The organism is Mucilaginibacter gossypiicola (assembly GCF_900110105.1).
Taxonomy (GTDB): Bacteria; Bacteroidota; Bacteroidia; order Sphingobacteriales; family Sphingobacteriaceae; genus Mucilaginibacter; species Mucilaginibacter gossypiicola.
The window spans coordinates 117160-132541 of the sequence record NZ_FOCL01000015.1; the positions used below are offsets into that span (position 1 = coordinate 117160).

A 15382-nucleotide genomic window follows, 5' to 3' on the forward strand; every position below is an offset into this window, starting at 1 on the left:
CCCAACAATAAACATTAAAACCAAAAAGTAAAACGTAGTTTATGAATCGCATTTTCAAAAAAACGTACCTGCTCGTTTCCGGATTAGCAGCATCGTTTGCTGCACAAACAGCGTCGGCTCAGGATAAGATGCCTTCTTATCCATTGATCACGCACAATACTTATTTCTGTGTTTGGTCAAACACAGATAAGTTAAATGAGTCAACCACCAAACACTGGACAGGAAAAGACCAATCATTATTGGGTTTAATTAAGGTTGATGGCAATTATTACCGTTTCATGGGAGCATCAGCCGTTAATTATAAAACCATTTTGGCGGCTACCGACGAAAAATCATACAGCAGCCAATACCAGGCCGAAACAGCGCCTGCAGAAGGCTGGGAAAAACCAGGTTTTAATGATCAAAGCTGGAAAAGCGGAGCTGCTCCATTTGGTGATGAACGCGCAAGCAAAGGCACCCATTGGAGAGGTAAAGATATTTGGGTTCGTCGTAAATTTAATGTTGCCGAATTACCAAAAGGACGTTTGATGTTGAAGATCTATCATGATGATGAAGCCGAAGTATACCTGAACGGGCAGCAGATTGCTACCGAAGGGGGCGCTAATGGCGATTTTGAAACCGTTGCTTTACCGGCCAGCGCAAAATCAAATTTAAAAGTAGGCGAAAATGTTTTGGCTATCCATTGTAAAAATACCGGTGGCGGCTCATTTATTGATGCCGGTCTTGCCGAAGAAGTGTTGAGCAAGGATGACGAAGCCGTTAAACTGGCCGAGCAAACCAGCGTTAAAGTTACTGCTACCCAAACTGTGTATAACTTTAAAGCGGGTGAAGTTAACCTGAAACTTACTTTCACTTCGCCATTAGTTATAAACGATTTGAAATTGCTTACTACCCCTGTATCATACATCACTTATCAATTAAAATCAACTGATGGTAAGATGCATGATGTTCAGATTTATCAGGGTGTATCAAGTAATCTGGCTGTAAATACACCATCGCAAGAGGTTGCTGCATCAAAGTACAGCCAGAATGGACTTAAATTGTTAAAAGCCGGTACTGTTGAACAACCTGTATTACAGAAAAAAGGTGATAACCTGCGTATTGACTGGGGCTATGTTTATGTTGCTTCATCAACCGCGGGAGCTAAACAATACATCACTCCTGAAGGTGATGCAGTATCATCATTCCTGGGCGCACAAAAAGGTGAAGCTACAGCTACAGGCAAACAATTAATGTTAAGCACTGTATTGCCATTTGGTAAAGTGACTGCTACTCCGGTATCTAAATTTATTTCGGTTGGATATGACGACATCTATGCTATTCAATATTTTAAAACCAACTTAAGGCCATGGTGGAGAAATACTCCGGGAGCTACCATTGAAGGTGTACTGAGCGATGCTACCAAAACTTACGCTAAAGTAATAGGAACATGCGCAAAAACAGATGCGAAGATCTGGGCCGACGCAGTTAAAGCCGGTGGGGAGAAATATGCTAAGTTATGTGTTATGGCTTATCGCCAAAGCATTGCTGCGCATCAATTGGTTAAAAGTCCTGAGGGCGAATTGTTGTTCTTATCTAAAGAGAATTTCAGCAATGGTTCTATCAATACGGTCGACATTACTTACCCTTCGGCTCCGATGTACCTGCTTTATAATCCGGATTTGTTGAAAGGCATGATGAACGGTATCTTCTATTTCAGTGAAAGCGGTAAATGGAATAAACCTTATTCATCGCATGATTTGGGCACCTATCCATTGGCTAACGGCCAAACTTATGGTGAGGATATGCCGGTAGAAGAAAGCGGTAACATGATTATCCTTAACGCTGCTTTAGCGAAAGTTGAAGGAAACGCTAATTATGCAAAAAAACACTGGAAAACATTAACTATCTGGACGGAATATCTTGCTAAATCAGGCTTTGATCCGGGTAGCCAATTGTGTACTGATGACTTTGCCGGTCACCTGGCGCATAACGCCAATCTATCGGTAAAAGCTATTGTAGCTATTGATGCTTATGGCGAACTGGCAGGTATGATGGGCGATGCCGCTACAGCTAAAAAATACAGAGCAATGGCTAAGGACATGGCTAAAAAATGGCAGGAAAAAGCTAATGCCGGCGATCACTACGGTTTGGTGTTTGACAGCAAAGATACCTGGAGCCAAAAATATAATATGGTTTGGGACAAAGTTTTGGGCTTGAATTTGTTCCCTCAAAAGGTGTACGATACCGAGCTTAAATACTATCTGGCGCACCAAAATGAATTTGGGTTGCCATTGGATAGCCGTAAAACCTATACCAAAAGCGACTGGATACTGTGGACAGCTGCAATGGCCGACAACAGAGCTGATTTTAGCGCTTTAGTTGCCCCGGTTTATAAATTTGCCACGGAAACTTCATCGCGCGTACCGTTAAGCGACTGGCATGAAACTACCAATGGTAAAATGGTGGGCTTCCAGGCCAGAAGTGTGGTTGGTGGTTATTATATGAAAACTTTAAGGGATAAATTGGCGGCGAAGTAAATATCCGTTAGCTCTTCCCGTGGTGCGGTGAAACACCGACCACAGGCAAAAAACAGAAACGGGTTTGCAACGCAAACCCGTTTCTGTTTTTTGTTAATTTTATCACAGCCTGTGGTCGGTGTTTTCACCGCACCACTTTTTTCTTCTACATGTGTTCCATGTAGTGTGTTATCAGTTCATTTTCTTCATTGCTTATATAATATGACGCCGATGAATGCAAATAATTTTCAGGTAATTGGCATAGCCCGGCTTTAACCGGGTTGTTGTGTATATAATCTAACTTTTGTTCGAGCACGGTGCGATTATACATTGTTGCTTTATATGGTCGTCGTTCCCAAAACTGATACTCGCGGTCGTTCTGAGTACTTTTGTAATTGTCCAAACTTTGCGAAGTGTTTATCAAGCTGAATTTAAGTTGTTGTGCGGGGAATTTGCTGAAATGCTGTTGTACATTTTTGTTAAGCCAATCGGGTTGTTTGCACCACAAAATATGTACATGATTTGGCATTATCACATAACCGTAAAGCCATATCCTATTATTCTTTACTAAAAAGCTTAAACTATCGATTACGATTTCTTTGTGGTTATCCTGATCAAGTAAGGGTTGCCAGTTAAGACAGGTTGCAGTAAAAAATTCTATGCCTTGATGCATTGTTGATATTTGTAATACGAATATAACAAATCATGTGGTGCGGTGAAAACACCGACCACAGGCTTTTGGGATTTCAATCGTAACACAGTTTATAGTGAGCATAGGTTGTAAGGAATTATATGGTACGGTGATAACACCGACCATAGGCTTTAAGGACTTTTCAATTTGTGGCTTAGTCCGGCAGCTTGTGGTCGGTGTTTTCACCGCACCACTCTTCCTCACTTTCTCCTAACATTACAATCATCATAATTTGATATCCAATAATTAGGTTTTATGATTACTTTCATGCTTCGTTAGCTATAATAATTTCTATGCCGTTCCCTTTGAAAAAAATATTGGTTAAGACGCTTAAAATAAGCGCCATTACTGTTGTGAGTTTATTGCTGTTAATGTTCCTGCTGCCGTACCTGTTTCCCGAAACAGTAACTCAAAAAATAAAGCAGTGGGCAGCAGGCAGTGTAAACAGCAAGCTTTCGTTTTCGAGCACGCGCTTATCGTTCTTTAAAAAATTCCCTTCGCTGACCCTTACACTTAATGATTTTGTGTTGGACGGCAGTGCGCCCTTTCAGAATGACACACTGATTTCGGCTAAAGAAATTTCACTGGCAATTGATCTTTCGTCGGTGTTTAAGAGCAAGATCAATGTAAACAAGATCTATCTTGACCATGCGTTGATCAACATCCAGGTTGATAGTGCCGGTAAAGCCAATTATAACGTTTATAAATCATCGCCTCCAAAGCAAGACGACAAAGCCGATACCGCAAGTGCATCATTAGGGATCGAGCAAATTCTGATAGACAAAAGTCATTTGGTTTATGACGACCGTTCGTTGCCGATGCAGATCAATGCACGGGAACTTAACTACAAAGGCAGTGGCGATTTAAGCAAGGATATTTTTGACCTTTATAGCCACGTGGATGCCGCTTCGGTAGATTTTTATTACGGTAACAAAGCTTACGTACTTAAGAAAAAAGTAAATGCTGATCTGGTTACCAGTATCAATACCAAATCATTGGCCTTTGCATTTCAAAAAAACGACCTGCTTATTAATAAGCTCCCGGTTAAATTTAAAGGCCGGTTTGAGTTCCTGAAGGATGGTTATGACATGGATTTCAAGATCAGGAGTGATCAGAATGATCTTGGCGATATTTTTACCGCCATCCCGGATGAATACGCCAAATATGTTGATAACATGGATATCAGCGGTAACGGCATCATCCAGCTTGATCTTAGCGGAAAGTACATCGCCTCAAAAAACATGATGCCTAACTTGAGCATCAGCATGAAAGTGCGCGACGGTTCCATCGTTAACAAAAGTACCCCCGCACCGGTTAAAAACCTGTACCTGAACATGGATGCCAGTTTACCAGGGCTTAATCCAGATAGCTTAAACGTCAATATTGATTCGGTTTATTTTAATATTGGCAAGGATTACTTTGGTTCGGTATTGAAACTAAAGGGGATCAAATCGCCTTATATTTATGCCAAGGTGAATACCGAAATTGACCTGGAGCAATGGTATAAAGTTTTTGGCATTAAGCCATTCCAGGTAAAAGGGAGGTACGGTTTACATTTACTGGCCGAAGGCAAATACACCACTGGCATCAGGAAAACGGGCTTAAGAAAAAAGGTTGATACCGTGATAACCAGTATCCCGCAATTTAAACTTAAGTCAACATTCAGGAACGGGTATTTTAAATACACCAAGCTGCCCCAGGCTATCAACAACATCAGTTTTGACCTGGATGCCGCCTGTCCTGATCATAACATTGCTAACGCTACGATGGATGTGCGTAACCTGAATATTAATGCACTTAATAATTACATAAAAGGCTATTTGAAACTAAGCAACAAGGCTGGCGCATTGATTGATGCTGGTTTAAATGCCAAATTTCATCTGGATGATATCAAGCAGTTTTACCCAATTGATAGTATTGATTTCCGTGGCGATTTTGATGCTAATCTGCAAAGCAAGGGAAGGTATATCCCTGCCCGCCGCATTTTTCCGGTTACCAATGCCGAGATCAACCTGAAAAACGGTTACATCCAAACCAAATACTACCCTCACCCCATGCAAAATGTGCAGGTTAGCGTGAATATCTTTAACAATACCGGCTCGTTAAAAGGATTGAAGGTGAATATTAAACCGGTTTCGTTCAACTTTGAAGGTCAGCCATTTTTGCTGAGGGCCAATCTCCGCAATTTTGACGACCTTGATTATAACGTGGCCTCACGCGGCAGTCTCGACCTGGGTAAAATTTATAAAGTATTTGCCGTTAAAGGGTATGATGTAAATGGCTTTGTAAGCACCAACTTTATGCTGAAAGGCAAGCAAAGCGATGCCACCACGGGGCACTATGATAAACTGGACAACTCGGGCAGCATGAAGGTGAAAAACATCAAACTTACCACCGAGCTGTTTCCGAAGCCGTTTTTTATCACCAACGGCGTATTCAGCTTTAACCAGGATAAAATGAAGTTCGACCAGTTTAAGGCCAACTACGGTAAATCGATAGTGGTGCTTGACGGTGCTTTATCCAATGTGATAGGTTATGCTATGCAGCCAAATTCACCGCTAAAAGGTGAGTTTAATTTGAAGAGTGACCTGATTATTGCCGATGATTTTATGGCCTTCGCAGGTGTGCCGCCATCTGTCAAGCCAACCAAATCATCAGGGGTAATATTGGTGCCTTCCAATCTCGATCTTAATTTTGCTGCCGATGTTAAAAAAGTAAAATATAACGGTTTGGATATCAGCGATGCCAAAGGTGCAATGAATATCACCAATGGGCAGATCGTGCTTAAGCAAGCCGGATTTAGCCTGATAGGGGCTCCTGTTGTTATGGATGCCACTTACGGCAGTATTAATCCGCAGAAAGCATTTTTTGATTATCACATCAATGCAAAAGAGTTTGACATTCAACGTGCCTACCGCGAGATCAAATTGTTTCATGATATGGCTACTTCGGCAGAGCATGTGCAGGGCATTGTATCGTTAGATTATAAACTGGCCGGCAAGCTTAACAGCGACATGAAGCCTGTTTATCCGTCGTTAAAAGGCGGTGGCGTACTCTCCGTAAAACAGGTTAAGGTATATGGGTTGAAGCTACTGAGTGCTGTAGGCAAACAAACCGGACATGACAGTGTTGGCCACGGCGATGTGAAAAAAGTGGATATCAAATCAACCATAGCCAACAACATCATGACCATCGAGCGTACTAAAATGCGCATTGCCGGTTTCAGGCCAAGGTTTGAAGGCCAGGTAGGTTTGGACGGTAAGCTAAACCTGAAGTTCAGGCTGGGACTGCCGCCTTTCGGGATTTTTGGTATCCCGATGACAATTACAGGTACCCAGGATAAACCTGTTATCCATTTGGGTAAGGGTAAAAAGGAAGATGAGCTAAAAGAGACGCAAGACGACGAATAAAAGTGTCTGGTGGTTTGTCGAGTTAATTTGTGGAAGAATAAAAGCGGGGATTGTGCGATTCCCTCCCCTGGGAGCTACTATTCTTAAAAAAATGTCATTTCGATAGAGTAGGGGGCGATTGAGCGGTGGAGCGAAAGAGAAATCTTCTACATTGGGCTCTATAACTACACTTTTAAAAGCAGGGCGTAGAAGATTTCTCCTCACCGGCAGCACACAAACCCTACTCTTAGCTCGTCGAAATGACATCTTTTAGATTAAACGTATTGGTTAGTGTAAAATAGTTAACACGCGTCAGTTAGTTAACATTAAGTTCATATTGAAATGCTTTTTTTGTCTGCCATTTTATGCCCGGGTAGCAAATGGCGACTTCTTTTGCATGGCCACCTGCTCAATTTTCAAATATGACTAAGATTTATGCCTGGTTTATTCAATTAGCATTGTACTTGTTTTTGTTGATACCAGGTACATCAGTCTGGGCTCAGTCAAATAAAACAGATCGGTTTGAGAAATTACAGTCACTTGCACAGCAACATCCCGATTCGGTGCTCCTCGTTCTGAAAAAGATTCATGCCGATGCAATTCAGGATAACGATAACCTTACTGCTGGCCTGAGCCTGCAGCAAATGGGGCAAATTTGTTTTAACCAGGGGCATTATGCTCAGGCACTTGACTTTTATTTACACGCAGATAAAGTATTCGGGCAGATAGGTAACAAAGATCTGATGGCCGAAAACTGGGGCAAGATGGGCATCCTGTACTATTACAACCGGCAGTCGGACAAATCATTTCAATTATACAACAAGGCACTCAATCTTTACAAAGCAACCAATAACAAAAAGGGGCAGGCTGAAATATTTGGAGCGATAGGGCATCTGTATGAGAAGCATCATAAATACGATAGCTCTTTTTACTACCAGCGCCTGGCCCTGAATAGCTATCAGCGCATAGGTGATGATTACGGACAGGCAAAAATTTACGAGAACCTGGGCAGTATCCATGAAGACCTGGCCAATTACGATTCATCATATTCCTGTTTTAAAAAGTCGTTAGAAATCTATAATAAGTACAATAACGAAGTTGCCAGCATTGAGGTGATCAATAACATCGGCGATATTTTACGAAAAACCGGCAAATATGAAGCAGGGATCCTGCAATCGCGCAAGGCATATGCATTATCATTAAAAACAGGAAACCTGTACCAGTTAGCTGCCTCCTGTCGTGATCTCGGAAAGTCGTACCAATTGCTTAACCGGATGGATAGCGCCTATCATTACCTTGAATTGAGCCGTAAGTATTCGCTTGATGTATACTCAAGGGAAAGCCTGAAGCAAACCTCATTTTTGCAGGTGTTGTATGACATGGATAAAAAGAGCGATGAGATTGTTCGCCTCAACAACATCCGCAAAACTAACCAGATTGTCACCATTGCTGGCATCACTATTTCCTTGCTGCTCGTTATACTCGGCTTTGTAACCTTCAGCAGGCAGCGCCTTAAAATGCGCGATCAGCGTGCACTGGCCGAGCAAAACAGATCGATATTTGAAGCCCAGCGCGATTTAATGGAGCTGGAACTCAAGAATAAACAGTTACAGGAAGAAAGTCTTAAGCAGCAATTAGAACTTAAAGGACAGGAACTATCATCCCACACCTTAAACCTTATTAAGAACAATCAGTTGCTGGAGAGCATGCGCAATACCCTGCAGGATATGGTTAAGGAAGATAAGCGCGATCAAAAACGGCAGATGCAGCAAATTATCCAGCAAATAAACCAAAGCTTTAACCACGAGCAGCACTGGAAGGAGTTTACTGTTGCCTTTGAACAGGTTCACCAAAGCTTTTTTGAGAAGCTGAAGCAGCAGAGCAATGATCTTACCTCAACAGATCTGCGTTTGATTGCCCTGCTGAAAGTTAACATGGATTCAAAGGATATTGCAGGTTTGTTGGGCATCTCTATTGACAGTTTGCGCGTTGCCCGCTACCGTTTACGCAAGAAGCTCAACATTGACCAGGGTGAAAACCTCAGTACTTTTATACAGGCCCTGTAATCCAAACATGCGCTTTTTTTCCATCTTTTTCAAGCTTAACATTGGCTTAATGTAACGGTAACTGAATGATAATGGAGGGTTTTGTTTTTATTATAATATTGAAAATCAATTGATTGTAATTTTGTGCTGCTGTTGCGTATACGCCTCATGTAACGCTGTTTCCTTTTTGTAACGGCAGTTTGTAACGGATGTATTGTGGGTTTAAACACTTTTGCGCCGTCAAAAAGCAAATCACAATTGCATTAATCGTTTCGCAAAATGAAAAAATACTTACAATCATTATTATTCATGCTTTTGTGCGTTACCGCCGCTAACGCAACAAAGCTAAAAGGTCATGTTTATGACCGCAAAACCGGCGAGCCTATGGTGGGGGCCACCGTAAGTCTCGACCGAACGAAGATTGCCACGACCACCGGTTTGAATGGCTCCTTTGAATTAAAGGATGTACCAAAAGGTTCTTATACTGTCAGGGTATCTTACATTTTGTACACTACGGCAACGCAACAGGTTGAAATAGCCAAAGATGATAACCCGCATCTTAAAATATACCTGGATGAAGCCAATAAGCAATTACAGGAGATTAGCGTTGTATCGCAAAAAAATGGCTCGACCGAAAGGACTGCCCGCCGTATTGAGCAGCAGGCCACGCAGGTAATGAACATTGTTTCGGGCAGGGCTATTGAAGTTTCTCCCGATTTAACAGTGGCTAACGTTATCTCCCGCGTATCCGGTGTATCGGTTGAACGTAATACCAATGGCGATGGCCAGTATGCCATTTTACGTGGTATGGATAAACGTTATAATTATACCCTGGTAAACGGCATTAAAATACCGAGCCCAGATAATAAATACCGTTACGTACCACTTGATATTTTCCCTTCAGATCTGCTATCAAGGCTGGAAGTTTATAAAACGCTTACTCCAAACCTGGAAGGCGACGCTGTTGGTGGTGTTGTTAACATGGTGATGAAGGATGCCCCGGAGCGCTTTGAAATTAACGCAAATATCGCGGGTGGCTACAGCCAGTTGCTTCTTGACCGTAAGTTTATGAGTTTCGATTATTCAGGCATCAACCATAAATCACCTTATGAAATAAACGGCAAAACTTACCAGGCAACCCAGGCTGATTTTGGTACCGGAACTTTAAACTATTCGCTTAAGCACCCTGCACCAAACCTTGTTGGTAGCTTATCATTAGGTCAGCGCTTTTTTAACAATAAATTGGGCGTGTTGGTAGCTGGTAGCTATCAGAATACTTATCGCGGTAGCAACAGTGTGTTTTACAACACCAAAGTAGTTCCAACTGCCGAGTACGCCGCTGTTACCAGCCGGGCCGACAGGCAATACTCTGAGCAACAAAAGCGTTATGGCTTATTTTCAAAAGTTGATTATGTGATAAACAGCCGCAATAAACTGAGCTTGTTTAACACCTATGTTAACTTAACCAATATCCAGGTCCGTGATGAAAAATCTACCAGTTTTTCAACAGATTACGATCCGGATAAAGGAAATGCCCAGTTAGGTTATTCAACTCGCAGCCGCTTTACCGAACAACAAATTTACAGCGGAACCCTGCGTGGTGATCACAAATTATTTAACGATAAACTTAAGGTACAATGGTCGGCAGTTTATTCTTCGGCCGAAAACGAAGTGCCAAATAATACTACCATAAGCTTAAATGGCGTGCGCGAAAACTTTGTAGACAGGCCTACTTATTTAACCAACGGCACCTCGCTTACTCATCGTTGGGAGCGCAATACCGACGAGGATAAAGCAGGTTATTTAGACCTTACCTATACCGCGCCAATTGGAGGTGTTAATGTAGATTTCTCTGCCGGTGGTTTATATCGTGATAAAGAACGCAGCAGCTTCTATAACAACTACAATCTTACTGCTGCCAATCCAAGTGCATTGTACGGAACAGATTTTACAAACTATACCCAGCTAAATTTTAACGTAACCAACCCGGCAGGTGCCGTAAACAACTCCTTAACTAACGATGCATCTGAAAAAATCGGTGCTGGTTATGGTATGTTTAAATTTACTACAAAAACCATCCAGGTAGTTGGTGGTGCGCGTGTTGAACATACCGACCAGGGGTATAGAATGCTTTTCCCGCAGGGCGAGTCAAGGCCAACAGGCAATCAGAAATATACCGATGTATTACCAAGCTTAACGCTGAAATACTTCCTGACAGATAAGCAGCAGTTTCATGCCTCTTACTTTAAATCAGTTAACCGTCCCGGCTTTTATGAGCTTATCCCGGGCGGAAGAATTGGTGATGAGTACAACGAGCGTGGTAACCCTGATCTTAAACATGCCGTTGCCGATAACTATGACTTAAGGTACGAGTTATTCCCTGATGCAAGCACCCAGTTATTAGCAGGTGCATTTTACAAAAGGATCACCAATCCGATTGAGTACAGCTTCCAGGCTGATGCAACACGCGGCCAGGATACTTATTACGTACCAGGCAACTTTGGTACAGCAAAAAACTACGGTTTGGAGCTCGATTTCATTAAATTCTTTAACAAGTTTGGTGTAAAGGCAAACTATACCTACACGCACTCACGCATCACTACGCCTAAAGATACTTACGTAACTGATGCCACTACAGGCGATACCCACAAAATTTCTGTAAATCAAACAAGACCACTGTATGGTCAGTCTGAGCATATTGCTAACCTTTCATTGTTATATAAAGACACCAAAAAGGGTTGGGATGCACAAATTGCCGGAGCTTACACCGGGCCACGTATCAACACAGTATCGCAGTTCCTGAACAATGACCTTTGGCAGCGCGGCTTTATCCAGATGGATGCATCAGCCGAAAAACGTTTCAAAAACAACCTGAGTGTATTTATTAAAGCGGGCAACTTGCTTAATACGCCGGCTAAATTGTTCCTGAAAGGTACCAACCCGGAGAATGCAACATTGAAAGATGATAACATCGTAGCAAACGGACAAACGCTTATCCGCAGCGACTACTACAAGCAAACTTACCTGATAGGCGTTCGCTACAAACTCTAAATAATTTATCAACCATAAATAAAAGGCATTACAATGAAATTAAAACAAATATTTGCAGTAGTGCTGCTATCGGCCATAGCCTTTAGCAGTTGCAGAAAAGCTAATCTTGACGTTGATGCAAGCTCTGGCGACGGATCAGCAAGCGGCGAGGTATCAGGTGTTTGGGCTAAAGGCAGCACGCAGATCATTAAAGGCGATATCATTATCCCGGAAGGTAAATCGCTTACTATTGAAGAGGGTGTAACCGTATTGATGGATACCATTGCCAAACCCGAGTTTATAGTAAAAGGTAACTTGTACTCATTGGGTACTGCCGAAAATCCGGTAAGGATAACCGTAAACCCGGAGTATCGTACCGATGCCAAAAAATTCGGCAAAATGTGGGGCGGGATCCTTGCAGCTAAAACCTGTGCCGAGTTGGTGCTTGACCATACCATTCTGGAATATGGCGGAAACACTACATCTGACGGTTCATCCTCGGTAAAGATGGGACTTTATAAGGCTGTTGCCGGCGAAAACCTGCCAGCGCTTTGGTTCTCAAATGTGAACGGCAAACTCATTGTGGTAAACTCAACCGTGCGTAACTTCCAGGAAGATTGTACTTATATCGAAGGTGGTAAGATCATTTTTGCCAACAATACTTTTTACACTACCGGTGTTACTGGTGGCGAGGCCATGAACTTTAAATCGGGCTGTTTGGCCGATGTTGGTTTCAACCTTGTTTATAGTGCCAACACCAATGCCCTAAAATTATCAAACTCGGGCGACCGCGATCCGCAGGCTTACATCATCTGTTATAACAATACCATGGTGAATACCGGTTGGCGCAGGCCTTCTGCAAAAGGTGGTTCTGTATGGGTGGAGAACAACGTACGTGCTGATATTTATAACAACCTTTTTGCCAATACTCGTTTTGGTATCAAACGCGATACTAAATCAACCGAAGATAAACGTACCGTGATTAGCAATAACCTTTACTATGGTTATGATCAAACTACGGTAAACCAGTTTCAGCCATCAAAAGATATTATCGGCGGTGTTAATGATGTTATTGGTACTCAGGCGGGTGATAACGATCCTAAATTTGTGAACTATCCGGAATCAACACCGGTATTGAACGCAGTTTTTGATACCAATTGGGATTTTCATCTACAAAGCGGTTCTCCTGCTTTAAATAAAGGTATAACCAACTTTACCCGCCACCATGCTGGAGGTATCACCGTAAACGGGATAACTTACGTTTCTCCTGATCCGGCTACTTATATCGGCGCTTTCGGAACAAAATAAATTAACTCATCGCAATGGTCCTGCATACTCCTGCAGGATCATTTTTTATTAATAATTGATCAATGAATAAACTGAGCAAATTAGCTTTTGTAGCACTTGCTGTTGCCATAGGTAATACCGCTTGCGGTCAAAGCCAGGTACGCAATAATAAAAATCTTACCATTCCCGGCAGTACAGCCCCCGAAATAAAACCGGTAGTTATCACCGAACCTGTATTGTATGATACCGATGATCCGGCTATATGGGTTAACCCGGTTGACCCTTCTAAAAGCCTCATTATTGGTACAGATAAAAACAGCGAAGGCGCCCTTTTTGTGTTCGACTTACAGGGCAAAATTATTAAGGATAAAGTTGTGCATGGCTTAAAGCGCCCGAACAATGTTGACCTGGCCTATGGATTAATGCTTGGCGGTAAACCCACCGATATTGCTATTACCACCGAACGCATGACCCACAAACTCCGCATATATTCGCTGCCCGATATGAAACCTGTGGATAACGGCGGCATCGACGCTTTTGTTGGTGAAACCGGTTTCGAGTACCGGGATTTGATGGGGATCTCTATTTACACGGCAAAAAATGGCAAGATGTATGCCATAGCAGGCCGTAAAAATGGCCCGCAAACCGGCGGATATATTTGGCAGTATTTGCTTGAGGATGATGGTACCGGCAATGTTAAAGCTACGCTGGTGCGCAAGTTTGGCAAATACAGCGGCAAAAAAGAAATTGAATCAATTGCCGTGGATAATGAGCTGGGTTATATCTACTACTCCGATGAACAAGTAGGCGTTCGCCAGTATTATGCCGATCCGGAAAAAGGCGATCAGGAGCTGGCCATATTCGGCACATCAGGTTTTAAAGCCGACCACGAAGGAATTTCCATTTATAAATTAACCGATACAACAGGCTATATCCTGGTATCTGATCAAGGGGCAAACCGTTTTCAGATCTTCAGTCGCGAAGGCACTAAGGCCAATCCTTTTGAACACAAGCTTTTGAAAATAGCCAATGTTTCCGCAAGGGAAAGTGATGGGAGCGACGTAATAGCTACGCCGTTAAACGACACATTTAAACATGGTATCTTCGTGGTAATGAGCACCGATAAAACTTTTCATTATTACCGATGGGAAGATATAGCAGGTAAAGAGCTTAAGGTAAAATAACAGTACAAAAAGCTCCCATGTTCCCTCAGGGTCTCTCGCAGAGGATCCTGAGGTTCGCCGCGTTCTAAATAGCTAACCGGATAATTAGAACAACGAGGTTCACCGCGTTCTGAATAGCTAACCGGATATTTAGAACAACGAATCTGCAAGACGTATACATCAGGGTCCTCTGCGAGTTTAAGTTAACCCACAAAATTCACCAACCTGAAATTTCAATAGGAGGCACCTACGGAGCCAAAAAATGCCCTCTTTTAATACTATAAACACGTGACCCCGCTGGGGCCGGCAAGGTTTTACAACATAATCTGAGATGCTTAAGGACAGATGCACCAGAGGTGCAAAAGGTTTGTAGCATAAAAAGTATAGAAATACGCTTTGCCCCAGAGGGGCAAAACAAAACGTTTGGCTGATTAAACGACAAAGCAATTTTGTGGGTTAACTTAAATCTGCGAGAGACCCTCATGGGACGGAAAGGTAAAAGCCATGTCATTGCGAGGAGGAACGACGAAGCAATCGCATGCTATACAGGGCGGCTATGCTTCCGTGCGATTGCCGCGCTATCGCTCGCAATGACATGTTTTTTCAATAGTTTTTATCTTCCCAACAGTACGGGATTGGCCTAATGATTTAAACCTCTTGCTGCAGGATTTGATTTATAATCTCTAAAAACTCCAGCTGAAAACTCTCGCCTTTATCTTCATTATACCATTTCTGGAGCGCTATCTTTTTTTCGCTCATTTCAACGTGGTCTTTAACCATTTGCAGGTATAACCGCTGGCATTCGGCTGGTCGCGGGCCCCAGGTACCCAGGTCCTGATTATTCTCATCTGTAATAATAATCTTCGGAATGGAGCGGGTTCCATTAGTAAGATAGCTCTCAATCAAAAACGGCGGAGAATCCCTTAGCTGATAACCAACCTTGATGAGCGGATTCAATTCCGAAAGACGGTGCAGGAACGGTATAGTATGCGATGCATCGCCGCACCACGCTTCGGTAATAACCGTCCATACTTGTGGTTTGCTAATTTTCTCAATGGCGGCTGTTAAATCGGGGTTCAGTACGCCAACCTTTAACCATCGCTGCTGGCGCGACCAATTTAGCTTGGTATAATTTAAATAATCCGGGTTGTCGTACGGAGCCGGCGGATTAGGGCTGTTCAAAATATCGAAAAATAGCTGCTGATATGCTGTGAAATCCATAATAATCGCATTTGGCGCCATTTATGGCAATTCCTTTTACGACATGAAATTAAATAAT

8 protein-coding genes are annotated in these 15382 nt (G+C 42.6%); 6 read left to right on the forward strand and 2 right to left on the reverse strand.

Annotated features, from left to right (window positions below; translation table 11 throughout):
* The first annotated feature begins 41 nt into the window (after window positions 1-41).
* Window positions 42-2519 (forward strand): glutaminase family protein, encoded by a 2478-nt coding sequence (locus tag BMX50_RS30300; RefSeq protein ID WP_091220230.1) that lies wholly within the window; start codon window positions 42-44, stop codon window positions 2517-2519.
* A gap of 145 nt (window positions 2520-2664) precedes the next feature.
* On the opposite strand, the gene BMX50_RS30305 is transcribed toward BMX50_RS30300, so the two are convergent.
* Window positions 2665-3171: an REP-associated tyrosine transposase gene (locus BMX50_RS30305; protein ID WP_091220232.1), complete on the reverse strand. Its 507-nt coding sequence runs from the start codon at window positions 3169-3171 to the stop codon at window positions 2665-2667.
* A gap of 323 nt (window positions 3172-3494) precedes the next feature.
* On the opposite strand from BMX50_RS30305, the gene BMX50_RS30310 reads away from it, so the two are divergent.
* From BMX50_RS30310 to BMX50_RS30335, 5 genes are all read left to right on the forward strand, one after another.
* Window positions 3495-6599 (forward strand): AsmA family protein, encoded by a 3105-nt coding sequence (locus BMX50_RS30310; RefSeq protein ID WP_167668149.1) that lies wholly within the window; start codon window positions 3495-3497, stop codon window positions 6597-6599.
* 401 nt (window positions 6600-7000) lie between these two features.
* Window positions 7001-8644: a tetratricopeptide repeat protein gene (locus BMX50_RS30315; protein ID WP_091220238.1), complete on the forward strand. Its 1644-nt coding sequence runs from the start codon at window positions 7001-7003 to the stop codon at window positions 8642-8644.
* A gap of 258 nt (window positions 8645-8902) precedes the next feature.
* Window positions 8903-11674: a TonB-dependent receptor gene (locus BMX50_RS30325; RefSeq protein ID WP_091220244.1), complete on the forward strand. Its 2772-nt coding sequence runs from the start codon at window positions 8903-8905 to the stop codon at window positions 11672-11674.
* Between the two features lie 33 nt (window positions 11675-11707).
* Complete coding sequence (locus tag BMX50_RS30330; RefSeq protein WP_091220246.1) at window positions 11708-12961, forward strand: hypothetical protein; 1254 nt, start codon at window positions 11708-11710, stop codon at window positions 12959-12961.
* A gap of 62 nt (window positions 12962-13023) precedes the next feature.
* The gene (locus BMX50_RS30335) at window positions 13024-14124 is read left to right on the forward strand and encodes a phytase (protein ID WP_091220248.1); all 1101 of its coding nucleotides are present in this window, start codon (window positions 13024-13026) and stop codon (window positions 14122-14124) included.
* A 627-nt stretch (window positions 14125-14751) separates the two neighbouring features.
* Here the strand turns inward: BMX50_RS30335 and BMX50_RS30340 are convergent.
* Window positions 14752-15324, reverse strand: coding sequence for a thioredoxin family protein (locus BMX50_RS30340; protein ID WP_091220297.1), 573 nt, complete (start codon window positions 15322-15324; stop codon window positions 14752-14754).
* Between the last annotated feature and the right edge of the window lie 58 nt (window positions 15325-15382).